Raw genomic sequence first — 21,778 nt, 5'->3', positions numbered from 1 at the left:
TTATACCTCATCCCCCCCCTCCCCCCCCCCCCCCCCCCCCCCCACCCCCCCCCCCCCCCCCCCCCCCCCCCTCTCCCCCCCCCCCCCCCCCCCCCCCCCCCCCAGGCCGGCTGGTGGGGCGCGGGGCGTCCGGCCGACTGGGCCGACGCCGTCGAGGCCGCGCGTGCCGTGGCCCGGGAGGCGGGCGCCGAACTCGTCGTGCGCGGCGGCCGGTACGGGCCCTGGCACCCGGGCCGGTGCGCCGAACTCGTGGTCACGGTCGACGGCGCCGAGCAGGTCGTCGGTCACGCGGGTGAGTTGCACCCGCGCGTGGTCAAGGCCCTGAGCCTGCCCGCGCGCACCGTCGCGATGGAGCTCGACCTGGACGCACTGGAGCGGGCCGGCGACACCACCGTGCGGGCGCCGGGCATCTCCACGTTCCCCGTGGCCACGCAGGACGTCGCGCTGGTCGTCGACAAGGCGGTCCCGCACGCCGGCGTCGAGGCCGCGCTGCGCGAGGGCGCGGGTGAACTCCTCGAAGCGATCCGGTTGTTCGACGTGTACGAGAACGAGGAGCAGCTCGGCGAGGGCAAGAAGTCGCTCGCGTACGCGCTGCGCTTCCGAGCGGGTGACCGGACGCTGACCGTCGACGAGGCGTCGGCGGCGCGGGACGCGGCGGTGGCCCTGGCGGGTGAGCGTACGGGGGCCGTACTGCGCGGCTGAGGGGCGGGGGCCGCACCCCTGACACCCCTGTCCGGTCACTCACTCGTTCGTGTGAGATCTCCAGGTGGCCGGGCCCCTGTGGGGCATCGCCCGACAGAATCGGACCGGCCTTTCGGGGTCGGTCCGATTGCGTTCGGAGGGCCTGGATGGGGGCCATCGGCATGATCCTTGACAGAGCTGGAGTTCCCGGGGCGGGGCGGCCCCCGGCGGGCCGGCGCCGGCCCGCCCGCCGTCGACTGCTCGCACTCGGGCTCCCCGGGGCCTGGGGCGCCGCCGCGATCACGTACGAGCTGAGCTGTCCGCTCGCCCAGCAGCACGGCCTCGGCGCGCGGGCCGTCCCCAGCGCCCTCTTCTTCGCCGTCGGCACCGGGTTGATCCCGCACGTCCGGCGCGCGGTGCTGCGCGAGCTGGTCGTTTCTTCCCCCTGCCGGGGGTGCTGGCCGGGACGGTCCGCCGACACCCCCCGGCGCTCCCGCACGCGGTGCCCGGCTCCGTTTTCACGGCCCTCCGGCACCACACGCGGGGCGCCCCCTGCGACGACATCGCGCTGCCGGCGCTGAGGAAAGACCGCTCGCGCCGCCCGGCCTCAGGATCTTCCCGGAGCCACGCGGCCGGCACGCACGCGCGGCCGGCACCGCACCTCTGGGGGATGTCCGGCCATGAACGAGCACCACTGGGGGATGTCAGGCCATGAACGACCGGGCACGCCCCGAGAGTCGGCCGGCGGCGACCGTCCGCCCTGCCGCGGAGTGTCGGGCAGGCAGCCGGGCGGACGGTGCGGAATCGGGCCGCCGCACTGTAAGAGGGGGAGCCGGCGGCCCGGCCGGCCTCTTGCGAGGCATCACAGTCAACCGTCGCACGACTCTCCGCGACAGCGCGCACACGGTGCGGATTCGAGCACTCCGTTCACACCCCGTGCGAAGGCGGACCCACTAATCTGTCGGCCACAGAGCCACCGGGGGGCACCCATGCAGCCCAATACTCTGCTCGACGCGATCCTGGACGAGGCCGGAGTCTCGCACGCGGGACTGGCGGCGCACGTGAACCAGGCGGGCCGGGCGCGCGGCCTCGCACTGAGATACGAACACACCGCCGTGGCGCGGTGGTTGAAGGGGCAGCGGCCGCGCGGTCAGGTGCCCGACCTCATCTGCGAGGTGCTGGCCGTACGGCTGCGGCGGCCCGTCACCCTCGACGACATCGGTCTCGGTGTGCCCGGGGTGCCGTCCGCCCCGCACGGCACCACGCTGTCCGGGTTCGTGGAGCGCGCCACCGCCCTGTGGCGCTCCGACGAACAGCAGCGCCCGCACGTCCTCGGGGCGCCCGCCGTCACCGGCACGCCCGCCGTGATGCCCGTGTGGGAGTGGGAGAACCCGCCGGAGGACGTGGACGTCTCCCGGGGCGGCCGGCACCGGGTCACCTCCGCCGACATAGACATGCTGCGCTCGGCCCGCGCGCACTACGAGCAGATGTACCGCAAGGCCGGCGGCGTGGCGACCCGCTCCCGCATCGTCGGCTTCCTCAACGCCGAGGCGGCCCCGCTGCTGCGCGGCAGCTACCCCGACGCCACCGGACGTCAACTCCACCGCGCCACCGGCGGTCTGGTGGCCATCGCCGGCATCTGCGCCTACGACTCCGACGCCCACGGGCTCGCCCAGCGCTACTTCCACCAGGCCCTGCGGCTCGCCAAGGCCAGCGGGGACCGGGGCCTCGGCGCCTATGTGATAGCGCTCCTGGTGAACCAGTCGCTGTTCATGCGGGAGTACCGGCAGGCGGTCGCCTTCGCGGAGGCCGCGCTGCGTGCCGCCGGCCGGCACATCACCCCGGCGCTGGCCTCCGACCTGTACGCGATGCAGGCGAAGGCGTACGCGCACCTGGGTGACGGCACGAGCGCGCTGTCCTGCATCCGGCGGGCCGAGCAGACCGCCGAACGCATCCGGCGCGGTCACGAACCCGACGAGACCGGCTATGTCCAGCCGGGACTGGTCAACGTGCAGGTGGCGGAGGCGTTGCTGAGCCTCGGCGAGCTGGCGGCGGCGGCGCGGCACGCGGCGGCCGCGGTGGACACCCCGGCGCACGACCGGGGCCGGGTGCACCGGCTGGCGATGCTCAGCACGATCGAACTGCGTCAGGGCAACGCCGACAAGGCGGTGGCCACCGCGGTGCAGATGGCCGAGCAGGCCCGGGGCATGGAGTCGCAGCGGCTGCGCGACCGGCTCCGCGCGGTACGCGAACACCTGGTGCGCAGCGGCTGCGCAGGGACGTCCGAGGCCGCCGAACTGATCGACGGGGCGCTGCGCGTACCGCTGTGACAGGCGCGCGGCACCCGCGGGGATCGCGCCGAGGGCACCGTCCGTGCTGCCGGCCGACCTCTGTGCGCCTGCTGTGTCGCCGCTCCTGCTGCGATATTGCCACTTACTCAGCGGAAGGTGGCAGAACCGTGCAGTGGACGAAGCAGAACGAACAAACTGTGTATGGAAACCGCTGGTTCAGCGTCAACCTGGCGGATGTCGAGCTGCCCGACGGCCGACATCTCGACCACTTCCTGATACGGATGCGGCCCGTCGCGGTGGCCACGGTGGTGAACGAGGCCAACGAGGTCCTGCTCCTGTGGCGCCACCGCTTCATCACCGACAGCTGGGGGTGGGAACTCGCGGCGGGCGTGGTCGAGGACGGCGAGGACATCGTCCGCGCGGCGGCCAGGGAGCTGGAGGAGGAGACCGGTTGGCGGCCGGGACCCCTGCACCACCTGCTGAGCGTCGAGCCTTCCAACGGGCTCACCGACGCCCGCCACCACGTCTACTGGTCCGACGAGGGCGAGTACACCGGACACCCCGTGGACGACTTCGAGTCGGACCGCCGGGAATGGGTCCCCCTCAAGCTCGTCCCCGACATGGTCGCGCGCGGTGAGGTCCCGGCCGCCGGCATGGCGGCGGCGCTCCTGCTCCTGCATCACCTCCGCCTCGGCCAGGACGCCCGGCCCTGATTCCCCCACGGCGCCCTGGCCCCGGCGGACCACCGGGGCCTCAGTGCCCCAGCGCCTGCCAGATCGTCACCACGAGCGCGCCCACGGCGGTGATCGCGGCGACCGCGGGGAGCGGCCAGCGGGCGTGCTCCAGCACGACGACCCGTGCGCTCAGGTCGTCGAGGTCCTTGTCCGTCTGCTCGGTGCGATGGCTGAGCAGCGCCAGCCCTCCCTCGACGCGGGTGTACGCCACATCGAGACGGCGACGTAACTCTGCGAGTTCTCCTTGGACCACGGGATGCTCCGGGTCGGCGGTCACGGGTCCGCTCCTTTCCGTAGTCGTCCACATCCCTTGCATGTGCATGAAGAGTGAACTCCCCTGGTGGGCGCGCGGGGAGAGTGTGCGAGCGGCATATGCGGGCCCGCAGCGCACACGGTGTGTGAATGCCGCGGGGCCGGCACGCCGAGGAGTGCCGGGCCCGCGCCACCCGGAACGACCACGGAGGGTGTCGGCGGCGGCGATACGGAGCGGATCAGCCGTAGGTGTAGAACCCGGAGCCGGACTTCCGGCCGAGGCGGCCGGCGTCGACCATGCGCTGGAGCAGCGGGGGAGCGGCGTACAGCGGTTCCTTGTACTCCTCGTACATCGAGTACGCCACGGAGGACACCGTGTCGAGGCCGATCAGGTCGGACAGTTTCAGCGGGCCCATCGGGTGGGCGCAGCCGAGTTCCATGCCGTTGTCGATGTCCTCCCGGCTGGCGATGCCCGACTCGAACATCCGGATCGCGGAGAGGAGATACGGGATCAGCAGCGCGTTGACCACGAAGCCCGAGCGGTCCTGGGCGCGGATGGCGTGCTTGCCGAGCACCTTCTCCGTGAAGACCTGGGCCCGGCTGAGCGTCCCCTCGGACGTGGTGAGCGCGGGGATCAGCTCGACCAGCTTCTGCACCGGCGCGGGGTTGAAGAAGTGGATGCCGATGACGTGGTCGGGCCGCGAGGTGGAGACCGCCAGCCTCACCAGCGGGATGGAGGAGGTGTTCGAGGCGAGGATCGCGTCGGCGCGGGTCACGACCTGGTCGAGCACCTGGAAGATCTCGGTCTTGACCTGCTCGTTCTCGACGACGGCCTCGATCACCAGGTCACGGTCGGCGAACTCGCCGAGGTCGGTGGTGAAGCTGAGCCGCGCCTGCGTGGCCGCCAGCTCCTCCTCGGTGATCTTGCCGCGTTCGGCGGCCTTGGACAGGGAGTTGAACAGCCGGGTACGGCCGATCTCCAGGGCTTCGCCGGTGGTCTCGGCGACCTTGACGTCCAGGCCGGCGCGGGCGCACACCTCGGCGATGCCCGCTCCCATCTGGCCGCAGCCCACCACTCCGACGCGCTCGATGTCGGTCACATCGTCCCTTTCGCTGGTCTTCGGCCGGGTCAGGCCGCCCCGGTCGGGTGCCTGCTCCGTTCGTGCACGTTACCGCCAAGTATCGATGATCGATCGCCGGGGTCGGGCATGCTGGGGCGCGGAGACGGTCCGCAGCGGCGCGGGCCGGCGGCGGCAGGGGTGGCGGATGGGCCGGGTGACTCGCCGGGCGTTCACGGCGGCAGCGCTGTCGACGCTCGTACTCGGGGCAGACGTGGGCAGCACAGCGGCCGCGCCGGCCGGCCGGCGGCGCTCGGGCCGCGAGATGCGCGGCATGTGGCTGGCGACCGTGACCAACCGCGACTGGCCCTCCCGCCCCGGTCTGCCCGCGCTGCAGCAGCGCACCGAACTGATCGCCCACCTCGACACCGCGGTCCGCGACCGGCTGAACACGGTGGTCTTCCAGGTGCGGCCCACCGCGGACGCGCTGTGGCCCTCGCCGTACGAGCCGTGGTCGCAGTACCTCACCGGCGTCCAGGGCCGCGACCCCGGCTGGGACCCGCTCGGCACGGCCGTGGCCGAGGCGCACGCGCGGGGCCTGGAACTGCACGCCTGGTTCAACCCGTACCGCGTCGCCAACCACGCGGACCCGGCGGGACTGGTGGCGGACCACCCCGCGCGCAGGCACCCGGACTGGGTGGTGCCGTACGGCGGGAAGCTCTACTACAACCCCGGCCTGCCCGAGGTGCGGGCCTTCGTCCAGGACGCGATGCTCGACGCGGTGCGCCGGTACCCCGTCGACGCCGTGCACCTCGACGACTACTTCTACCCCTACCCGGTGCCCGGCCAGACCTTCGACGACGACGCGGCCTACGACCGCCACGGCGGCGCCTTCCCCCACCGGGCCGCCTGGCGCCGCGACAACATCGACCGGCTGGTGCGGGAGACGGCCGCCCGCATCAGGGCGCTCCGGCCGGGGACGCGTTTCGGCGTGAGCCCCTTCGGGGTGTGGCGCAACGCCGTCACCGACCCACTCGGCTCCGACACCCGTGCGGCCGTGCAGACGTATGACGACCTGTACGCGGACACCCGCAGGTGGGCGCGCGAGAACTGGATCGACTACATCTGCCCGCAGCTCTACTGGAACATCGGCTTCGCCGCCGCCGACTACGCGACACTGCTGCCCTGGTGGGCGGAGGTCGTCAGGGGCACCCGCACGAAGCTCTACCTGGGGGAGGCGCTGTACAAGGCGGGCGATCCGGCGCAGCCCGCGGCCTGGCAGGACCCGGCCGAGCTCTCCCGTCACCTCACGCTGGCGAAGCGCTACCCGCAGGCGCGCGGGCATGTCTTCTTCGCCGCCCGCGACGTGGCCGTGGACCGGATCGACGCGATGGCGCGCGTGGTCACCGACCACTACCGCCGGCCGGTGAAGCCCCCGCACTGACCCGGCACCGGCCGTCCGCGCGCCGGGGCCCCACCCTGGTGGGACCCCGGATCCTAGTGCGCGGTGTCCCTGTGCCGGATCTCGGTGTCGGGGCCGGGTGAGCACACGGCCTCGTGCCCGTCCTGGAAGCGGACGCGGTACGGGGGCGTGCCCTCCTGCCCCATCACCTCGACGATGTCGGCGACCTTGTCGTGCTGACCGACCACCCTGCCGTGCTGGACAAGCTGGTCGCCCACGATTGCGTGCATCTGCTGGGCCTCCTCCGGGTGCGGGAGCGGCGGTCCGTGGCCCCGATTCTACGGCGGGAAACGCCCCGGGGACCCGGTGCGGGGGGTGCCGCTCAGCCCCTCGCCCGCTGCGTGACGACGATGCACACGAGCACCGCCGCGGCCGTCAGCGGGGCGGCCACCGTGAGGTGTTCGCCCAGCAACAGCACCGACCACACCAGTGTGAGCAGCGGCTGCGCCAACTGCAACTGGCTGGCCTTGGGGACGCCGACGGCCGCCATGCCCCGGTACCAGACGACCAGGCCGAGGAACTGCGAGCCCGCCGCGACCCACACCAGCCCGGCCACGCTGTGCGCGGTCAGCTGCACCGGCTCGTACGACAGCGCGAGCACCGCGGCCGGCGCACCGAGCGGCAGACACAGCACCAGGGCCCAGCCGATCACCTGCCAGCCCGGCATCACGCGGGCCAGCCGGCCGCCCTCGGTGTAGCCGGCCGCGCACACCAGCAGCGCGGCGAACAGGTAGAGGTCGGCCGCGCCGAGGGCCCCGCCGCTCTGCTGCACCGTGAAGGCGACCACCGCGGCGGCGCCCGCGAAGGCCGCCGTCCAGAACGTGCGGGAGGGCCGGATGCCCGTGCGCAGCGCGGACAGCAGCGCGGTCGTCAGCGGCAGCAGACCGACCACGACGGCGGCGTGCGCGGTGGTGGACGTCCGCAGTGCCAGCGTGGTCAGCAGGGGGAAACCGACGACGACGCCGGCGGCGACGACCGCGAGGCCCGCCCAGTGCCGGCGGCCCGGCAGCGGGACGCGCAGGGCGAGCAGGCAGCCGCCCGCGATCAGCGCGGCCAGCACGCTGCGCACGGCCACCAGCGACCAGGGTCCGAAGCCCTCCAGGCCCCAGGCGGTGGCGGGGAAGGTGAGGGAGAAGGCGACGACGCCCAGGCCGGCCTGGAGGGTGCCCGCGGACTTCACCCCGGTGGGGGTGTCCACCGCTATCCGGGTCTGTGCGGTAGCGCTACTCTGTACTCTCATGCAGGAGAATAGCAGTGTGGCTGAACTGGCGAAACAGTTGCGGCAGGAGCTCGACCGCTACTCGCCAGGTGGGAAGCTGCCGTCCAGTCGTGCCCTCGTGGAGCGGTTCCGGGTCAGTCCGGTGACCGTCTCGCGGGCCCTCGCCCAGCTGTCCGCCGAGGGCCTGGTGACGACCCGCCCGGGCGCCGGCGCCTTCCGCGCTCCGGCCCCCGCCGCGACCGCCCGCCGCGGCGACACCTCCTGGCAGGAGGTCACCCTCAGCGCGGACGCCGCCGCCGACCTCGTACCGCGCTCCGTGGACGCCTCCGGAGTCCTCGTCTCGCTCGCCGCGCCGCCGCCCGGAGTCATCGAGTTCAACGGCGGCTACCTGCACCCCTCGCTCCAGCCCGAGCGGGCCATGGCGGCGGCCCTCGCCCGGGCGGGCCGCCGGCCCGGCGCCTGGGGCCGGCCGCCCATGGAGGGGCTGCCCGAACTGCGGGAGTGGTTCGCGCGGAGCATCGGCGGGCCCGGCGGCGCCGTCACGGCCGCGGAGGTGCTGGTCACCGCGGGCGGCCAGTCGGCGCTGACCACCGCCCTGCGCGCCCTCGCCCCGCCCGGCGCGCCCGTCCTGGTGGAGTCGCCCACCTACCCCGGCATGCTGGCGATCGCCCGCGCGGCCGGACTGCGCCCGGTCCCGGTGCCGGTGGACGCGGACGGCGTGCGACCCGAGCTGCTCGCGGACGCGTTCCGGGCGACCGGCGCCCGCGTCTTCGTCTGCCAGCCGCTGTTCCAGAACCCGACCGGCGCGGTGCTCGCCGCCGGACGCCGCGGCGACGTGCTCCGCATCGCGCGCGAGGCCGGCGCGTTCGTCGTGGAGGACGACTTCGTACGACGGCTCGTGCACGAGGACGCGGGACCGCTGCCGCGCCCGCTCGCGGCCGACGACCCCGACGGAGTCGTCGTGCACGTGGGCTCGCTGACCAAGGCGACCTCGCCCAGCTTCCGGGTGAGCGCCCTCGCCGCGCACGGCCCGGTCCTGGAACGGCTGCGCGCCATCCAGGTCGTCGACACCTTCTTCGTGCCCCGGCCGCTGCAGGAGGCCGCGCTCGAACTGGTCGGCTCCCCCGCCTGGCCCTGCCATCTGCGGACGGTGTCCGCCGAGTTGCGGACCCGCCGGACCGCGATGACGGCCGCGCTGCGGACCGAGCTGCCCGAACTGGCCCTGCCGCACGTCCCGTCGGGCGGATACCACCTGTGGCTGCGGCTGCCCGAGGGCACCGACGAACCGGCCTTCACCGCGGCCGCCCTGCGCGCGGGCGTGGCGCTCACCCCGGGCCGCCCCTACTTCAGCGCCGAACCGCCCGCGGCCCACGTACGCCTGAGTTTCGCCGCGGTCGCCGGCACGGGGGAGATCACCGAGGGCGTACGACGGCTGCGCACCGCGTGCGACGAGGTCCTCGGACCGGCCGCCGTGAAGCCTCCTGCCCGGGGGTGAAAACCGCTCGACGCGACAGCCGCCGACCTGGAAATCTCCCCGCATGACCACCACAGCGCGCCTCGCCGAGGGCTACGACGTCTCCACCGACCCCGACCGCGTCGACGCCGAGTGGGTGCACCGCCGGCTGTCCACCGACGCGTACTGGGCGCTCGGCCGGTCCCGGGAGAAGCAGGACCTGGCGATCGCCGGCTCGCTCAACTTCGGCGTGTACGCGACGCCCTCGGGGGAGCAGGTGGCGTACGCACGGGTCGTCACCGACCGGGCGACCTTCGCCTGGCTGTGCGACGTGTACGTGGACCCCGCGGTCCGCGGCCGGGGCATCGGCACCGCGCTCGTCGAGGCCGTCCGCGAGCACCTGCGGCCGTACGGACTGCGGCGCGTCCTGCTCGCCACCCACGACGCGCACCGGGTGTACGAGAAGGCCGGGTTCGCGGCACTGGCGAAGCCGGAACAATGGATGGCGCTCCTTTTCGAGTGACATGTCCGCCAGGCACGGCCCGCTGCGGCAACCTTTCGCATACCCAGGGTAACTGGCCGGTGATAGCCCTTGACCTGCGAACTCTCACGACTCACGATCGCCGCATGCCACTTCGCGTCACGTTCGTCGCCGCGGCACGCGGGTCCTCGCTGCTCGCGGAGCGCTTCGAGGACGACCGGCCGCTGGACCAGGCCGGATGGGAGGAGGTGCAGCGCGTCGCCCCCGACCTGCTGCCGCTCGCGGCGGCCGAACTGCGCTACTGCTCACCCACTCCGCGCAGCCGCAGCACCGGCGACGCCCTGGGATACGCGCCGCTCGTGCAACTCGCCCTGCGGGACTGCGACATGGGCCGCTGGCGCGGGCTGACGCTCGGCGAGGCGATGGCCCGGGAACCGGAGGCCGTGGACGCCTGGCTCGCCCAGCCGCAGGCCACTCCGCACGGCGGTGAGTCGCGGCTCGCCTTCATCTCCCGGGTCGGCGGCTGGCTGGACACCCGGCCGGTCGGGGACGGCGGCGCCTTCGTCGCCGTGGCCGAGCCGTCCGTGATCCGGGCGGCCCTGGTGTACGTCCTCCAGGCGCCGCCCTCGACCTACTGGAACATCGACGTACGCCCCCTGTCGGCGACCACCGTCACCGGCAGCGCACGCCGCTGGAACCTCCGCCTCGACGGGGTGTCCGCTCAGTCCTCGCGGGCGTAGTCCGTGGTGAGCACCAGGTCCTTGGCCGGACCGCGGACCCGCCACACCGACCGCCAGCGGTCCCGGCCGAGGACGGTGAACTCCCCGCGGTAGAGGTCCGCCGCGCACGGATGGTCGGCGACGTGGTGCCCCGAGGTCAGGTCCAGGCCGTGGAAGGGCCGCCCGTCGGCGAAGCACACGTCCGCGGTCCCCGGCGCACTCCCCTGCAGGAAGCGCAACGTCCGCTCGGCGGGCCGGGCCACGCCCTGCCAGCGGAAGACACCGGACTCGTGATGCAGAAGTCCGACGCGGGCAGCGGGGCCGCCCGCACGGGGCGGACAGCCGAGACTGGCCGACGCCCTCGCGTCCGACGGGGTGCCCTTGCCGGGCGGGTGGCCGGCGTCCGGTGCGGCGTCCCGGCCGGGCGGGCGGCCGGCGTCGGGTGTGCGGTGTCCGTCGGGCGGGTGGCCGGCGTCCGGTGCGGCGTCCCGGCCGGGCGGGCGGCTGGCGTCGGGTGCGCGGTGTCCGTCGGGCGGATGCCCGTCGGCCACGTGGCTGGCGTCCGGTGTGCCGTCTCCTCGGGGCGAGCCGTTTGCGTCGGACGTGCTGACTCTGCCGGGCAGATGGCCTACGTGTGGCGGGCCGCTCCCGCCCGGCACGCGGCCTGCGCCCGGCGGGCCGTCCCCGGCCGCCACGCCGCCTGCCTCGGTCGGGGTTCCCGCCCGCGCGTTCAGCGGCCGGAAGACGGTCGTGCCCTCGAAGCGGCCCTCGTCGCCGCTCGCGAGGTCCCGCACCGATCGGGACACCCGCCAGGTCCCGGCGAGATAGCCCAGTACGTCGGGCACCGGCCAGAAGCCGCCCATCAGCCCCTCCCTCCGTCGCTGCGTCGCCACCCGCCCCGGTGACGCCCCTCAGGGTGTTCCCACCCTGCCGCGCCTTACAGACGGCCCCTGCCCGGAACCCGGCCCGCGCCGCCGCTCGACCTGGCATCCCGCGCCGTCACACAGCACGTGGCCTCGCGTCGACGTCCGGCCCGCCTCCGCTCCGGCATCCCGGTGCCGGTGCGCAGCGCCTGGCCTCGCGTCGGCGCCCGGCCCGTGCCTGTTCAGGCATCCCATTGTCGGGGCGCAGCACGTGAGTTCGCGTCGGCGTCCGGCCCGCCTCCGTTCCGGCATCCCGGTGCCGGTGCCGGTGCGCGGTGCCTGGCCTCGTGTCGGTGTCCGGCACGTACCTCCGCCCCCGGAAAGCCACTGGCCGGCGGGCCTTCACCCCGGCGCCAGGCCCCAGCGTCCCGCCACGGTCACCGGCGCCCGCGGCGTCGGAACCAGCCGGGGCCCGGCTGGAGCGGCATGGGCGACGAGCCCGCTGCCGGGGGCGCCGAAGGGCCCGCCGGGCTTCCGGGGGCGCCCGCCGGACCCGCTTGCGCGGGCGACGGTGCCGCCGGCGGTGGTCCCGCGGGCGCGCCGAACCCGCCGCCGGCCGACGGCGCCTGGGCGGGCGGCCCGAACGGCGCGAGCGTCTTGAAGCGTTCGTCGAGCGTCACGGTCGGGGCTATGCGCCGCAGCGCGGCCCGGACCAGGGTGAGGGGGTGGTCGGGGAACCGCGCGTCCCACTCCTCGTGGTCGCCCACGTGGTACGGCAGTCCGCCCTGGAGGCCGTTCGCGTACGGGTGCGCCCGGAAGTACTCGGCCGGCCCCACCTGGGCCATGATCATCGCCTCGCGCATGCCGGTCGTCGCCCCTTCGGCGGCCTGCACCTTCACCACCGTGCTGCAACCGGCCCGGGGGACCGTCCACGAGCCGAGGAAGACCTGACCGTGCCCGTCCGGACGCGGCATCTTGACCAGTTGCAGGACCGCCGGGACGCCGTCCACGACGCCCGCCGCCGCCTCGATCAGGCCGCCGCCGGCCGCGGCCACGCCGTGCGCGAGGACGGACCGCAGCCGCTCCGGGTCCTCCAGCGGGGCGGGCAGGTCCGGCACCTGGTCGAAGTAGTGGACCGACAGCAGAACGCCTCGCTCGTCGGTCCATACGCCCGGCTCTCGCTCGGTGAAGCCGGTCAGGTCCATGCCGGTGATCGGTGTCATGTAGATCATCATGACGGGCGCGAGCGGCCGCCCGGCCCGCGGGGGTGTGACCGAGATTTTTGGTTGGCAGATCATGGCCCGAACCATGCAGGTCAGGAGCCCGTGGAGAATTCTTGTTGGCGGATCTTGAGAGGGCTATGTGGCGGATCGTGATAGCTGGTGTTCACTGTGCGTGAGCATCGGGCTGTTCGTTGCCCGTTGGTGATCTGCCTGCACCCGAGTCGATGCCCCGGGCGAGCTGTTGAGCTCGTGCCGGCGACTTCTTCGAGTGCGGCGCGGAGAGCGCGCCGCCGATGAGGAGGCCGAAGACGGTGCCGGAGGCCCCGATCGCGCCGAAGATCCCGAAGGCCTTCGCCCGCTCCTGGGCCCCGGTGAACGTCGTGTTCAGCAGGGAGAGCGCGGCCGGTGCGAGAAGGGCGGCGGACACGCCCTGGAAGGCGCGGGCGGTGACCGGCGTGGCGAAGCTGGTCGACATTCCGGCGGCGGCGCAGGCGGCGGCGAAGCCGGCCGCGCCGATGAGGAAGGCGGGTTTGCGGCCGAAGAGGTCGGCGAGGCGGCCGTCGAGCAGCAGCAGTGAGGCGAAGGCCAATGCGTAGGCGGTGATGGTCCACTGCCGGTTGCCGTCGGAGAAGCCGAGGTCGGCCTGGGCCGAGGGCAGGGCGATGTTCACGATGGTGGTGTCGAGGACGACCATCAGCTGGGCGATGCCAATGATCACAAGGATCCACCAGCGCCTGGGCCGGAGAGGCGGTGCGGGCGGCGCCTCGGTGGGCGCATGCCCAGAGGACATGTGTGAGTTGCTCATGACAGGACCGTTTCTGGGTGCACAGGGGGAAACGGGGAGGGCCGGGGGGTCAGAGGCGGCGGGCGGCCCAGGTGGTGCGGGTGGTCCGGACGGTGAGGTCGGCGCGCCGCAGGATGCTGTGGGGGCCGTCGCTGTCGATGACGGCGTCGAGTGCGGCCAGGTCGTAGGCGGTCAGCCGGCCGTCGAGGTGGGAGCGCAGCTTTTGCAGGCACACCTGCGCGTAGCGGCCGGTGGCCGGCGGAAGCGGTGCGGGCAGATCGACGGCGAACGGCCGCTTGGCTTCCAGGACGAATCCCGCGCGGGCCAGGTGCTCGGTCCAGTCGACGGACGGGCCCGGGTTCAGTGTGGCGTGGACGCGGGCTTCCAGACCGGGGCGTCCCACGCCGATGTCGTCGGGCAGGAAGCGGGGGAAGAAGTCCATTTCGGTGACCGCCAGCAGGCCGCCCGGCCGCAGGTTGTCGAACGCTCCGGCGAGTACGCGGTCGGGTTCGGCCATGTGGTGCAGAGAGGCGGCCGCCCAGACCAGGTCGCTGGTCTCCAGCTGCGGCCAGCCCTCGTTCAGATCTGTCTGGACGCCCCGGACCCGGTCGGCGAGGCCCAGCGCGGATGCCTTCTTCGCCAGACGGTGGAGTAGCTGCGGGGAAAGATCCAAGGCCGTGACGGCGGCCTGCGTGAAGTGCTGCGCCAGGGCGAGGGTCCCGGCCCCGGTCCCGCTGCCCAGATCGACGATGTGACCGGGTTCCCGGTCGGACAGCTCGCCCAGCCAGCTGGTCAGCTGCAAGAGGTAGGGCCGCAGGACCTCGGCGTCCAGCTCCAGGAGCTCGGCCATGGCGACCGTGCCGGCGTCGGCTCCAGCGTGGTCCTGGTGCGTGTGAAAGGCACTGGTTTCGGTGGGGTTCGTGCTCATGCTTCGACCGTAACGCGCCCTTGCGCGGATCACATACACTCTTGCATATGACGCAAGAAAGTGATGTGGACAGCACGGTCCGCATGCGCATCCGGAGTCTGCGGCAGGCGCGCGGCTGGTCTCTGGACAACCTCGCCGAGCGCGCCCTGATGAGTCCCTCCGGCCTGAGCCGCATCGAGACCGGTCGCCAGCGCATCAGCCTCGGCCAGCTGACCTCACTGGCACGCGCCCTGGGAACCTCGATCGACCAGCTGGTGGAAAGCGTCAACGACGAGGACGTCGTGATCAGGCCCGAGCGCGACGAGCAGCGTGGACTGACCACCTGGCTGCTGAGCCGCGGATCCGCACCCGCCGGTGTCAGCGTCGCCAAGATGCGCATCACCGACGAGGCACAAGGACCGGGAAGCGATCAGCTCGGGGTGCACCCCGGCAGGGAATGGTTCACCGTCCTGTCCGGAACCGTCACGCTGATCCTCGGCGAACGGGCCGTCCGGGTCGAGACCGGCCAGGCCGCGGAGTTCTCCACCATGATCCCCCACGCCGTCAGGGCACACGGCGGCCCGGCAGAGATCCTCGTCATCCTCGACCACGACGGACAGCGCACCCACCTCCACCCCCGGCGTGAACCGCCCGGCTCCCAGCGCTGAGAGGGACGAGAGAGGTGAGGCGTGTCGTCACCGCATCGACCTGTGGTGCCCGATCCGCGTACGGCGCCGGAGACCGGCCACCGGCCAGGCGCACCCCGCCGCGGTCCAACGGGCTGGTCGCCACCAGGGGCTGTGATCGCTCTTGGGCCTCCTGCGGGCCCTGACACCAATGCGGTGCAGCCGGTCAGCGGGGGTTACGGGACTGTGAAGACGATCTTGGCCTGGATGTGCCCCTGGGCGGCGCGTGCGTGCGCGGCCTGGGCATCCGCGAGCGTGAACGTGCTGTCGATCGCGACGCGGATCACGCCCGAGCTGAGCAGTCGCCCCTCCAGTCGGGCGGGTTGAGGCCGGCCGCGCGGACGCGGACGAGTACCTCGCCCGGCGCCGGTTCGGGCATCTCCGCCTCTTCGTGGCGCAGTACTTCGGGGCCGCCGAACTCGTGCAGCCGGATGGCCTTCATCGTGAGGGCCGACATTGGGTCTCCTTCTGTCCGCGCTGCGGGTACGCTGATTCGGATCAGTGATCCGTATAAGTGGTTCACTGATCCGAATATATGGATCAATGAACCACTTCGTCAAGGGGTAAGTGAGGGACCAATGCGGGCCGACGCCAGGAGAAACCGCGACCATGCGCTCGCCGTGGCCGGCGACGTCATCAGCGAGCAGGGTGTTGACGTCTCGATGCGCGACATCGCGCGCAGGGCCGAGGTCGGGCTCGCGACGCTTCTGCGGCACTTCCCGACGCGCGAGGCACTGCTGGAGGCGCTGCTTCACACGAGCTTCCGCGAGCTGACGGCCAGGGCTGCCGAGCTTGAGGCATCACAGTCAGCCGACGGCGCCCTGGTCGCGTGGGTCCGCGAGTGCGTCGCGTGGACCACCGAGTACCGAGGCGTGACGGTGCTGATGGCGGCCGCCATCGAGGACCCCGAGTCCGCACTGCATACCTCGTGCACCACCCTGCGCGCGGCCGGTGCGCGCCTTCTCGCCCAGGCGCAGGCCGCGGGCATGGCGCGCGACGACATCGACGGCGACGACCTGTTCGCACTGATAGCCATGCTCGCCTGGGCCGGTGACCAACCGGCGCTCGCTCCCCGCGCCGACCGCTTGTTCACCGTTCTCGCCGACGCGATCCTGACGAGCACGGATGGCAGCGGGCGTAGGGGGGTGGACGACGAGCGGTGACCCCGACTTGGCGGCCCGGGGGTGCCGTTTGGATCAGGCCGGGGATGCCGCCATTGAACGCTCACGACGGGTCGAGTCTGGGTGCGGGCGCTGGTTGGCCGGCCCGCCGAACAGCGCGACGGACGCTCCGCGAGCGAAGCGGGCGCTCAGGACCTGTGCGGTCTCGTGCAGCCGACGAGTTCCATGCTCACCGTCGCGACCGCGTCGCAGACGCTGACGTGCGCCTGTGAGTTCGTTGCCCGGCCGGCGGAGCCGATCGCGATGTGGTCCACCTCGTGCAGCTCCGCTGGGGAAGCGCTGATGTTCTCCGGTCCGGAGAAGTCGAGTGTCAGCCCGCGCATGCCGGAACCGTTTCGGTGCGGCGACCTGCTCGGCGCCGACCCTGCGCCGTCTGACGGGAAGACTTCACCCCGTCCACCGCGGCGCGCGAGCCCGCGCCGAGCACCCGACCAGAAGATCAGTCACAGGACTTCCGCTCGGCTCAGTACTCGCCCGAGGAAGCCGCGGAGGTAACCCGCGACGACGTCCAGGTGGCTCTCCAGCAGGAAGTGGCCGCCGTTGATCAGGTGCACCTCCGCGTCCTTGGCGTCGCGGGCGAAGGCTTGCGCGCCGGCCGGGCCGAAGATTTCGTCGTTGCGGCCCCACACGGCGAGCACGGGGACCTCGCTGGTGCGCAGGAATTCGTGGAGCAGCGGGTAGAGCGGGCGGTTGTTCTGGTAGTCGCGGAACAGTGCCAGCTGGATCTCGTCGTTGCCTTCGCGGGAGACGAGGGTGAAGTCGTGCTCCCAGGTGTCCGGGTTGACCAGGCTCGGGTCGGGCACGCCGTGCGTGTACTGCCAGCGGATGGCGTCGACGCTCAGTGCGGCGCGGACGGCGGGTTCGGTGTCGGGGCCGGGGTTCGCCCCGTAGGCCCAGACGTCGGTCCAGAACGACTCGACGAAACCGTCCTCGTATCCGTTGCCGTTCTGGGTGACGAGGGCGGAGATCCGTTCGGGGTGCTTGAGTGCGAGGCGCCATCCGATGGGGGCGCCGTAGTCCTGGACGTAGAGGGCGTAGCGGTCCAGGCCCAGTTGGTCGAGCAGTCCGGAGGTGAGTTCGGCGAGGGCGTCGAAGGTGTAGGTGAACTCCCCTGCGAGGGGGGCGTCGGAGTGGCCGAAGCCGAGGTGGTCCGGCGCGATGACGTGGTAGTCGTCGGCCAGCAGCGGGATGAGCTCGCGGAACATGAACGAGCTGGTCGGGTAGCCGTGCAGCAGGACGATCGCCGGGGCGTCGGCGGGGCCGGCTTCGCGGTAGAAGATCTCATGGCCGTCGACGGTGGCGGTCCGGTGGTGCACCGAGCTCATTTCTAACTCCTTCGAATGCTTAATCCGGTTAGTTCTTCGCCATGCAAGCATGTGAGCGGCTAACCTGTCAACGGATTCGATCTGGTTAGAGAGGGTGGGAGTGATGGACGTGCTGCTGGACCTGCTCAACAGCAGGCCACTGGTCAACGGCGAGGAACACGACGCGTTCGGCGACCCGGCCGGAGGCAGACGCTGGGCGCGGGAGCACGGCGGCGAAGGCAGCCTCGCGGAGCTGGCACTGCTGCGCGAGACGCGGGACACCCTGTGGGACGTGGTGCGCGGAGAAAGCACGCCCGCCGCGTTGAGCCCGTTGCTCGAAGGGGTCCACCAGATCCCGGAGTTCACTTCGGATGGTCTTCAGTGGATGATCAAGACTCCCCCGCACGCCCGGCTGGCCGTCGAGGTGGTGCTCGCCTGGGCCGCCACCGAGAAGCAGCTGCCCGGCCGACTACGCCCCTGCGCCAACGACGAGTGCCGGCTGTTCCTCCTCGACCGCAGCCGCGCCAACCGTGCCCGCTGGTGCTCGATGGCCGTCTGCGGCAACCGCGAAAAAGCACGCCGCCACTACGAACGCACCCGCTGACCGTCTCCCGCGTGCCCAGTGCCCTCGCCACGAGCCGGCACGCGCGTCACCGTGCCGGCCTCTGCGGCGTGACGACGTCGAGCACGCGCATCCCTGCTCCTCCAGGCCTCGGCGGGGCCGGCGCCGGTCTTCCTGCCGTCGGCCCGCCGGTTGTCGCGTACCGCGATGCCGGTGATCCGAACCGGCGTATGGCTCGGGCGTCCGCTTCTTCACCCCCGTGGCGCGCGATCGCGTCACAGGCCAGACGTGTCGTTCGGTTCGATCAGGCCGTGGTGGTGGGCGAAGCGCACGGCGTGCACCCGGTCTCTGAGTCCGAGTTTGGCCAGGACGCGTGAGACATGGGTTTTGACGGTCTGTTCGCCGACGTAGAGCTGTTCGCCGATGTCGGCGTTGGAGAAACCCGCGGCCATCAGCAGGAACACCTCCCGCTCACGTGCGGTGAGCCGGTCCAGGCCGGGCGCTCGTTCCCGGTCCGGACGGTCCGGGGTCAGCGCCTCAACCAGCCGTGGGGCGAGTCGGCTGGTGATCGACGGGTCGAGGTAGGTGTCGCCCCGGGCGGCGACGCGGATCGCGGTCACGAGCTCTTCGGGGGGCAAGCTCTTCAGGACGAATCCGCTCACCCCGCAGGCCAAGGCCGAGCGCAGGTAGTCGTCGGTGCCGAACGTGGTGAGCAGGAGGACTTTCAAGGCTTGCCGCCCTGACGACATCAGCTGGCGGGCGGCCGCGAGTCCGTCGAGTTTCGGCATGCGCACATCCAGGACGGCGAGGTCGGCGCCAAGGGTCCGGACGGCCTCGACGGCGCTGTAGCCGTCGCCGACGTCGGCGACGCATTCCATGTCCGGCTGAGCGTCGAGGACCGCGCGAAAGCCGGACCGGAACATCGCGTGGTCGTCGGCGATCACGATCCGCAAGGTCACGATTCACCTCCCAGGGGAATCGTGACGCTCGACTCCCAGTAGAGCCCGTCGCCGACGACGCCGAAGGCTGCCGATCCGCCCAGTGTCTCCGCGCGCTTGCGCATTCCCTCGAGTCCGATGCCGAAGCCGGCGACCGGGGAGCCGCTCCCCACCGGATCCACGCCGGGGACGACCCGGTTGCGGGCAGTGAGGCCTATGCGGTCGCCACCGTAGTCGAGTTCCACTCGAGCAGGTTTCCCGTCCCCGTGCCGCAGGGCGTTCGTCATCATTTCCTGAGCCACCCGGTACAGCGTGGTGTCGATGGCGCGGGGCAGCGGGTACGGGGTGTTGTAGACGACGTACGTCACCTGCAGGCCGGAAGACCGGACGCCGTCGAACAGATCCGGCAGCATCGCCAGCCCCGGCTGCTCCGGTGACTCGTCACCCTCGTGCAGCAGCGAAAGCAGCCGGCGCAGGTCGACCATCGCGGCCTGACTGGACTCCTCGACCGCGGTGAGCGAGGTGCGCACCGCGCCGTCCTCGGTGAGCGGGTCCGCGGCGAGGTTCAGCCGGGCCGCCGTGGCGTGGACGCCGATCGCGCTCACATGGTGGGAGATGACGTCGTGCAGCTCGACGGCTATCGTTTCGCGCTCCTTGGCCACTGCCGCGGCCACCTCGGCCTGCGCGTCTCGTAGTGCTGCTTGGCGTCGGTGGCGCAGTTCGTCCACGTGCGCTTTGCGGGCGGTGGTGTACCGCCCGACCAGCCACGGCATCAGGGCATTGGCGGCCACGAGGCTCACCAGGGAAGCCGGTGCACCCAGCCCGGCGATCAGCAACGAGCACAGGACCCCGCCGCACGACGCCGCCAGCGCCGCGCCGGCCGCCCAGCCCCGCAACCAGGCACCGGCCCGGTACGCGCTGACCAACTGGCCGGCGGTGCTCGCGCTCCGGCCGGGAAGCACGAAGGCAAGGGCGGAAACCACCATGACGTGCCCGACCGCGACCCAGCCGGAGAACCTCGGCGAAGACACCAGAGCCGCGTCCGCAATCAGTATTGCGGTCAGAAGAAGCGCGTTCCACGGTCCAGGCCCGGGACCACGCGTCAAGAAGCTCACCGCGTCGACGACCAGGCACACGACCCCCACCAGGACCGACTGACGCGCCAGGGACCGCTCCGTCTCGTTCGCACCCGCGCGGCCGAGCCACCTGCGCAGCGCAGAGCGGACCACCTCGTTGGTGCTGCTGAGCATCCGGTCATTGTGCCCGGCGCGAACCGGCCGGAAGTCACTCCCGAGAGGGATAGTGATCACATCGCGGTGTGACGCCGGCCAGTAGCTCCGGCTCTTAGCGTGCCGCCATGCGCTTGTCCCTCTCCCGCCGCCGGACGGTGGCCCTCGCTGCTCGTGCTGAGCACACTCGTCTTCTGGCCGGACGACACCCCGCAGGTCCCGCCCGGCGCCGCGCCGGACTGACCCTCACGTCCTGCACCTACGACACGGAAGAGGGAACGCGGCCCGCAGACTGCGGGACGCTCGTGGGCGCGGAAAACCGCTCGAACCCGGCGTCGAACCTGATCACCCTGCCCGTCGTCCGGATCCGCGCCACCGCGCAGCCCGTAGGCGAACCGATCATCAGGCGCAGGGGCGCTCGCGGGGGCGCTGCTGGGATCGCCGGCGGGAACGGGCCTGTGGACCCCGGTCCTCGGGATCGTCGGCGCGGCGCTGGGCGCGAACCTCTAGTGGAAATCCAAGGCCGCCAACAGCGTGTCGAGATCACCCACACGGCCACCGTGGGGTGACCGACATGTCGGAGCCATGACCACCGGCCAGGATCTGAGCCCTCGTCGTGTGCCGGGTCCGCCCGAGGCTTCGCCCCATCGCGGGGCGGTGACATGCAGGCGCTCAGCAGCTCCGGCGACGCCGCCTTCCTGAAAGAGCTCATCGAGCGCCGCGAGGAGGCAACAGGTTCAGTTGCATGAGAGTCATCTCAGTGGTGATTTACATGCACTTGAAGTTAATGACCGGCCCTTCTACCTTCGAGATGCAGGCGCGAACGAAACACGGTTTCGCCTGGCCCGCTTGATCACCCCCTACTCATTTGGGAGCACCACCATGTCCGAGTCGATTCAGACGACCGAAATCGCTGCGACCGCCGGCTCCGCTTCCGACACCGACCTGCTCGCGCAGACCGCCAACGCCGTACGCGCGGCGGGTTCCGTGCTGCGGGAGCGGTTCGGAGACGTGGTCCGCCACCAGACCCGCGAAGAGCTGATGAGCGCGCTCGCCGCCAACGACGACGCCGCCCTGGAGGTCCTGCGCCCCCGCCTCGCCCTCCTGCGCCCGGACGCCCGCTTCGTGGAGGACGAGCTCGCGGGCGGGGCCCTGCCCCCCGGCGAGTGGTGGGTCGTGGACCCGGCCGAGGGCAACGTCAACCACCTGCACGCCCTGCCGGAGTGGGCGGTGACCGCCACTCTCGTGCGCGACAACCAGCCGGTGCTCACCGTGGTTCACCTGCCGTTGACCGGTGAGACCTACACCGCACTCGCCGGCGCCGGCGCCCACCTCGACGGCCGCCCGCTGCACGTGTCCCAGACCACCGACCTCGGCCTGAGCCTCGTGGCCACGAGCCAGGCCAGGCCGGACGAGAACGAGGGGGTTGTGCGGCGCATCGGCTCCTCCATCACCGCGATGCTCTTCGGCGCGCTCGTGGTGCGCACCTCCGTGCCCGCCACCCTGCACCTGCTGAACGTGGCCGCCGGCCGGATCGACGCCTTCTGGCAGTTCGCCGGCGCCCGCGCGGACCTGCTGCCCGGAGCGCTGCTCGTCACCGAGGCCGGCGGACAGATCTCCGACGCCGAGGGCCGCCCCTGGACCCCGCAGAGCGAGAGCTTCCTGGCTGCCGCGCCCGGCGTCCACGCCGAAGCCGTCACCACACTCTCCCGCTGACCGCACACCACAACCTGCACGCGCGGAAGGACCGA

At 72.3% G+C, this 21,778-nt stretch carries 21 protein-coding genes and 5 pseudogenes; 12 read left to right on the top strand and 14 right to left on the bottom strand.

Features of this window, described 5'->3' with window-relative positions:
• Positions 1-96: 96 nt before the first annotated feature.
• The 4 genes and pseudogenes from AC07AZ_RS14325 to AC07AZ_RS14310 form a co-directional block, all read left to right on the top strand.
• Positions 97-702 (top strand): annotated as a pseudogene (locus tag AC07AZ_RS14325) (phenylalanine--tRNA ligase subunit beta-related protein); the annotation flags it as partial.
• A gap of 161 nt (positions 703-863) precedes the next feature.
• Positions 864-1,112 (top strand): annotated as a pseudogene (locus AC07AZ_RS14320) (serine/threonine-protein phosphatase); the annotation flags it as partial.
• 558 nt (positions 1,113-1,670) lie between these two features.
• Positions 1,671-3,011 (top strand): transcriptional regulator, encoded by a 1,341-nt coding sequence (locus AC07AZ_RS14315; protein ID WP_478847324.1) that lies wholly within the window; start codon positions 1,671-1,673, stop codon positions 3,009-3,011.
• 128 nt (positions 3,012-3,139) lie between these two features.
• Positions 3,140-3,685 (top strand): NUDIX hydrolase, encoded by a 546-nt coding sequence (locus tag AC07AZ_RS14310; RefSeq protein WP_478847322.1) that lies wholly within the window; start codon positions 3,140-3,142, stop codon positions 3,683-3,685.
• A 40-nt stretch (positions 3,686-3,725) separates the two neighbouring features.
• Here the strand turns inward: AC07AZ_RS14310 and AC07AZ_RS14305 are convergent, their stop codons facing one another.
• A complete protein-coding gene (locus tag AC07AZ_RS14305; protein ID WP_478847320.1) occupies positions 3,726-3,983 on the bottom strand; it encodes a hypothetical protein in 258 nt (85 codons plus the stop codon).
• A 214-nt stretch (positions 3,984-4,197) separates the two neighbouring features.
• Positions 4,198-5,058 (bottom strand): 3-hydroxybutyryl-CoA dehydrogenase, encoded by an 861-nt coding sequence (locus tag AC07AZ_RS14300; protein WP_478847318.1) that lies wholly within the window; start codon positions 5,056-5,058, stop codon positions 4,198-4,200.
• A gap of 166 nt (positions 5,059-5,224) precedes the next feature.
• On the opposite strand from AC07AZ_RS14300, the gene AC07AZ_RS14295 reads away from it, so the two are divergent.
• Positions 5,225-6,460 (top strand): glycoside hydrolase family 10-like protein, encoded by a 1,236-nt coding sequence (locus AC07AZ_RS14295; RefSeq protein WP_478847316.1) that lies wholly within the window; start codon positions 5,225-5,227, stop codon positions 6,458-6,460.
• A 53-nt stretch (positions 6,461-6,513) separates the two neighbouring features.
• On the opposite strand, the gene AC07AZ_RS14290 is transcribed toward AC07AZ_RS14295, so the two are convergent.
• Together AC07AZ_RS14290 and AC07AZ_RS14285 are read right to left on the bottom strand one after the other, a co-directional pair.
• A complete protein-coding gene (locus tag AC07AZ_RS14290; RefSeq protein WP_371672658.1) occupies positions 6,514-6,708 on the bottom strand; it encodes a DUF1918 domain-containing protein in 195 nt (64 codons plus the stop codon).
• Between the two features lie 92 nt (positions 6,709-6,800).
• A complete protein-coding gene (locus tag AC07AZ_RS14285) occupies positions 6,801-7,718 on the bottom strand; it encodes a DMT family transporter (protein ID WP_478847313.1) in 918 nt (305 codons plus the stop codon).
• On the opposite strand from AC07AZ_RS14285, the gene AC07AZ_RS14280 reads away from it, so the two are divergent.
• The 3 genes from AC07AZ_RS14280 (at position 7,717) to AC07AZ_RS14270 (ending at position 10,371) form a co-directional block, all read left to right on the top strand.
• A complete protein-coding gene (locus tag AC07AZ_RS14280; RefSeq protein ID WP_478847312.1) occupies positions 7,717-9,192 on the top strand; it encodes an aminotransferase-like domain-containing protein in 1,476 nt (491 codons plus the stop codon). The genes AC07AZ_RS14285 and AC07AZ_RS14280 overlap by 2 nt on opposite strands.
• Before the next feature lie 43 nt (positions 9,193-9,235).
• Positions 9,236-9,673 (top strand): GNAT family N-acetyltransferase, encoded by a 438-nt coding sequence (locus AC07AZ_RS14275; protein WP_478847310.1) that lies wholly within the window; start codon positions 9,236-9,238, stop codon positions 9,671-9,673.
• A gap of 104 nt (positions 9,674-9,777) precedes the next feature.
• Positions 9,778-10,371, top strand: coding sequence for a histidine phosphatase family protein (locus tag AC07AZ_RS14270; RefSeq protein WP_478847308.1), 594 nt, complete (start codon positions 9,778-9,780; stop codon positions 10,369-10,371).
• Here the strand turns inward: AC07AZ_RS14270 and AC07AZ_RS14265 are convergent.
• The 4 genes and pseudogenes from AC07AZ_RS14265 to AC07AZ_RS14250 all read right to left on the bottom strand — a co-directional run.
• A pseudogene (locus AC07AZ_RS14265) lies at positions 10,353-10,655 on the bottom strand (DUF6314 family protein); the annotation flags it as partial. The gene AC07AZ_RS14270 and the pseudogene AC07AZ_RS14265 sit on opposite strands and share 19 nt — an antisense overlap.
• A 995-nt stretch (positions 10,656-11,650) precedes the next feature.
• A complete protein-coding gene (locus tag AC07AZ_RS14260; protein ID WP_478847306.1) occupies positions 11,651-12,436 on the bottom strand; it encodes a hypothetical protein in 786 nt (261 codons plus the stop codon).
• Positions 12,437-12,713: 277 nt separating this feature from the next.
• Positions 12,714-13,226, bottom strand: a pseudogene (locus tag AC07AZ_RS14255) (MFS transporter); the annotation flags it as partial.
• 64 nt (positions 13,227-13,290) lie between these two features.
• On the bottom strand, positions 13,291-14,148 hold the full coding sequence (locus tag AC07AZ_RS14250) for a class I SAM-dependent methyltransferase (RefSeq protein ID WP_478847304.1): 858 nt from the start codon (positions 14,146-14,148) through the stop codon (positions 13,291-13,293).
• 47 nt (positions 14,149-14,195) lie between these two features.
• Between AC07AZ_RS14250 and AC07AZ_RS14245 the strand changes: the two genes are divergently transcribed.
• The gene (locus AC07AZ_RS14245; protein ID WP_478847302.1) at positions 14,196-14,795 is read left to right on the top strand and encodes a helix-turn-helix domain-containing protein; all 600 of its coding nucleotides are present in this window, start codon (positions 14,196-14,198) and stop codon (positions 14,793-14,795) included.
• A 194-nt stretch (positions 14,796-14,989) separates the two neighbouring features.
• On the opposite strand, the gene AC07AZ_RS14240 is transcribed toward AC07AZ_RS14245, so the two are convergent.
• Together AC07AZ_RS14240 and AC07AZ_RS14235 are read right to left on the bottom strand one after the other, a co-directional pair.
• Positions 14,990-15,100, bottom strand: coding sequence for a zinc-binding dehydrogenase (locus tag AC07AZ_RS14240; RefSeq protein WP_478847300.1), 111 nt, complete (start codon positions 15,098-15,100; stop codon positions 14,990-14,992).
• Between the two features lie 23 nt (positions 15,101-15,123).
• Positions 15,124-15,270: pseudogene (locus AC07AZ_RS14235) on the bottom strand (NADP-dependent oxidoreductase); the annotation flags it as partial.
• 121 nt (positions 15,271-15,391) lie between these two features.
• Here AC07AZ_RS14235 and AC07AZ_RS14230 point away from each other — a divergent pair.
• The gene (locus AC07AZ_RS14230; protein WP_478847298.1) at positions 15,392-15,976 is read left to right on the top strand and encodes a TetR/AcrR family transcriptional regulator; all 585 of its coding nucleotides are present in this window, start codon (positions 15,392-15,394) and stop codon (positions 15,974-15,976) included.
• 146 nt (positions 15,977-16,122) lie between these two features.
• Here AC07AZ_RS14230 and AC07AZ_RS14225 read toward each other — a convergent pair whose 3' ends face one another.
• Together AC07AZ_RS14225 and AC07AZ_RS14220 are read right to left on the bottom strand one after the other, a co-directional pair.
• Positions 16,123-16,317 carry a hypothetical protein gene (locus AC07AZ_RS14225; RefSeq protein ID WP_478847296.1) on the bottom strand — a complete coding sequence of 65 codons (195 nt, stop codon included), beginning with the start codon at positions 16,315-16,317 and terminating at the stop codon, positions 16,123-16,125.
• 120 nt (positions 16,318-16,437) lie between these two features.
• Positions 16,438-17,319, bottom strand: coding sequence for an alpha/beta fold hydrolase (locus tag AC07AZ_RS14220; RefSeq protein ID WP_478847294.1), 882 nt, complete (start codon positions 17,317-17,319; stop codon positions 16,438-16,440).
• 103 nt (positions 17,320-17,422) lie between these two features.
• Here AC07AZ_RS14220 and AC07AZ_RS14215 point away from each other — a divergent pair, with 103 nt between their 5' ends.
• Complete coding sequence (locus AC07AZ_RS14215) at positions 17,423-17,902, top strand: CGNR zinc finger domain-containing protein (protein WP_478847292.1); 480 nt, start codon at positions 17,423-17,425, stop codon at positions 17,900-17,902.
• Positions 17,903-18,135: 233 nt separating this feature from the next.
• Here AC07AZ_RS14215 and AC07AZ_RS14210 read toward each other — a convergent pair whose 3' ends face one another.
• Together AC07AZ_RS14210 and AC07AZ_RS14205 are read right to left on the bottom strand one after the other, a co-directional pair.
• Positions 18,136-18,819, bottom strand: a complete 684-nt coding sequence (locus AC07AZ_RS14210) for a response regulator (protein ID WP_478847290.1) — start codon at positions 18,817-18,819, stop codon at positions 18,136-18,138.
• On the bottom strand, positions 18,816-20,048 hold the full coding sequence (locus tag AC07AZ_RS14205) for a sensor histidine kinase (protein ID WP_478847288.1): 1,233 nt from the start codon (positions 20,046-20,048) through the stop codon (positions 18,816-18,818). Before AC07AZ_RS14205 ends, AC07AZ_RS14210 begins: the two co-directional genes overlap by 4 nt.
• 861 nt (positions 20,049-20,909) lie before the next feature.
• Here AC07AZ_RS14205 and AC07AZ_RS14200 point away from each other — a divergent pair.
• On the top strand, positions 20,910-21,743 hold the full coding sequence (locus AC07AZ_RS14200) for an inositol monophosphatase family protein (RefSeq protein ID WP_478847286.1): 834 nt from the start codon (positions 20,910-20,912) through the stop codon (positions 21,741-21,743).
• Positions 21,744-21,778: the final 35 nt, after the last annotated feature.

The organism is Streptomyces sp. NPDC043878 (assembly GCF_056435735.1).
The sequence above is the reverse complement of the archived record's forward strand: the minus strand, read 5'-3'. Positions and strand labels throughout refer to the sequence as shown.

What these genes read in the sequence shown, in the direction of transcription:
- AC07AZ_RS14315 (WP_478847324.1), top strand. Translation starts at nt 1,671, where the DNA reads ATGCAGCCCAATACTCTGCTCGACGCGATCCTGGACGAGGCCGGAGTC.
- AC07AZ_RS14295 (WP_478847316.1), top strand. Translation starts at nt 5,225, where the DNA reads ATGGGCCGGGTGACTCGCCGGGCGTTCACGGCGGCAGCGCTGTCGACG.
- AC07AZ_RS14250 (WP_478847304.1), bottom strand. Translation starts at nt 14,148, where the DNA reads ATGAGCACGAACCCCACCGAAACCAGTGCCTTTCACACGCACCAGGAC.
- AC07AZ_RS14220 (WP_478847294.1), bottom strand. Translation starts at nt 17,319, where the DNA reads ATGAGCTCGGTGCACCACCGGACCGCCACCGTCGACGGCCATGAGATC.
- AC07AZ_RS14205 (WP_478847288.1), bottom strand. Translation starts at nt 20,048, where the DNA reads ATGCTCAGCAGCACCAACGAGGTGGTCCGCTCTGCGCTGCGCAGGTGG.
- AC07AZ_RS14230 (WP_478847298.1), top strand. Translation starts at nt 15,392, where the DNA reads ATGCGGGCCGACGCCAGGAGAAACCGCGACCATGCGCTCGCCGTGGCC.
- AC07AZ_RS14245 (WP_478847302.1), top strand. Translation starts at nt 14,196, where the DNA reads ATGACGCAAGAAAGTGATGTGGACAGCACGGTCCGCATGCGCATCCGG.
- AC07AZ_RS14225 (WP_478847296.1), bottom strand. Translation starts at nt 16,317, where the DNA reads ATGCGCGGGCTGACACTCGACTTCTCCGGACCGGAGAACATCAGCGCT.
- AC07AZ_RS14200 (WP_478847286.1), top strand. Translation starts at nt 20,910, where the DNA reads ATGTCCGAGTCGATTCAGACGACCGAAATCGCTGCGACCGCCGGCTCC.
- AC07AZ_RS14280 (WP_478847312.1), top strand. Translation starts at nt 7,717, where the DNA reads ATGCAGGAGAATAGCAGTGTGGCTGAACTGGCGAAACAGTTGCGGCAG.
- AC07AZ_RS14290 (WP_371672658.1), bottom strand. Translation starts at nt 6,708, where the DNA reads ATGCACGCAATCGTGGGCGACCAGCTTGTCCAGCACGGCAGGGTGGTC.
- AC07AZ_RS14275 (WP_478847310.1), top strand. Translation starts at nt 9,236, where the DNA reads ATGACCACCACAGCGCGCCTCGCCGAGGGCTACGACGTCTCCACCGAC.
- AC07AZ_RS14270 (WP_478847308.1), top strand. Translation starts at nt 9,778, where the DNA reads ATGCCACTTCGCGTCACGTTCGTCGCCGCGGCACGCGGGTCCTCGCTG.
- AC07AZ_RS14215 (WP_478847292.1), top strand. Translation starts at nt 17,423, where the DNA reads ATGGACGTGCTGCTGGACCTGCTCAACAGCAGGCCACTGGTCAACGGC.
- AC07AZ_RS14260 (WP_478847306.1), bottom strand. Translation starts at nt 12,436, where the DNA reads ATGACACCGATCACCGGCATGGACCTGACCGGCTTCACCGAGCGAGAG.
- AC07AZ_RS14285 (WP_478847313.1), bottom strand. Translation starts at nt 7,718, where the DNA reads ATGAGAGTACAGAGTAGCGCTACCGCACAGACCCGGATAGCGGTGGAC.